Consider the following 1,262-nt stretch of genomic DNA (forward strand, 5'->3'; position numbering starts at 1 on the left):
TCCCAGATGAAAACCACCGGCTCCGAGGTCGATGAAACCCACGTCAAGAAGGATGCAACCCTGGACGTGAATCTGGGCAGCGACGACAGCATGAAAAAGGCTCGGGAGGCCAAGCTGGCCGCTGACAAAGCCGAAGAGGACAGGAGAGCCCGCGCTGAAAGGGACCGATTGGCGAAGGAGGAAAAGGATAAAAGGGACGCCAATCGCGGATCGACCTATCAGGGACATGCCGCCAGTGTGCCGCCACCGCCCGGCCAGAACGCACCGGTCGTGGAGACCCCCCGGCAACGCAAACTCGGGGCTGCGATGTTCGTCACCTCGGAAGATGCGTTGGGCACCGGTGCAGCGGATACACAGCCGCAAGAGCCGTCCACCAATCAGCCCTCCGGGATGCCGTCACTACTGGACGGCATTCCAGGCGGATCGAGCGGCGACCTGGGCGGTGAATCGTCCAGCAGAAAACGCAGCAGCCTGAGCAACCTGGGCGGCACCACCTTTGCGCCGGCCAAGGCGTACCTGGCACCGAACCGCAAGTACCTGGTCAGTCACAACACCTACACGCGCTGCGCGCTGTACACCGAAATCATCAGCACCCACCCAGGGCTGGTGGATTGTCGTCTGACCGATCCGCTGTATTCCGCCGATGGCTCCACGGTGATTGCAGCAGCAGGTGACAAGCTCACCGGTGAACAGACGGTTGAGGTTGGGCCAGGCGAAACCAGCGTGTTCACCACCTGGACCGAAATAGAAACCCAAGCGGGTGTGCGGGCCAAGATTGACAGCCTCGGTGCAGGCCCCATGGGAGCCAGCGGGACTGAAGCCTGGATCAATCGCCACTACATGCAGCGCTTTGGCGGTGCAGTGATGTTGTCGTTCATCCAGGACGCGCTTCAGGCCGCGTCCAACACGACGCAGAAAAGCTCGGGGTCTGGAGGCTACACGGTGAACAACAGCGAGCAGAACGTGGAGAGCATGGCCAACAAGGCGCTGGACAGCACCATCAACATTCCGGACACCGCGCATCTGCTGCCGGGCACGGTCATCACCGTCATCGTGGCCCGCGACATCGACTTTTCATCGGTTTTCGAGAACCGCTAAGGAGTATTCATGACGCAAGAACCAGATCACTCGCAAGACGCTGAGGAACAAGGACTGACCGAAGACACGCTGGTCCTGGACTTTCTCGACCAGGCAGGCGTCACCGAGCGCCTGAATCGCCCCGGCACCCAGGACGTGGCCATTAAGGGGTCGGTTCCGGCTGG

General features: G+C 61.3%; 1 protein-coding gene. It reads left to right on the top strand.

The features are described 5' to 3' along the window. On the top strand, positions 1-1,098 hold a 1,098-nt coding region (locus tag ALO43_RS24130), incomplete at its 5' end, for a TrbI/VirB10 family protein (protein WP_054998186.1). Positions 1,099-1,262: the final 164 nt, after the last annotated feature.

The organism is Pseudomonas tremae, from assembly GCF_001401155.1.
GTDB lineage: Bacteria > Pseudomonadota > Gammaproteobacteria > Pseudomonadales > Pseudomonadaceae > Aquipseudomonas > Aquipseudomonas tremae.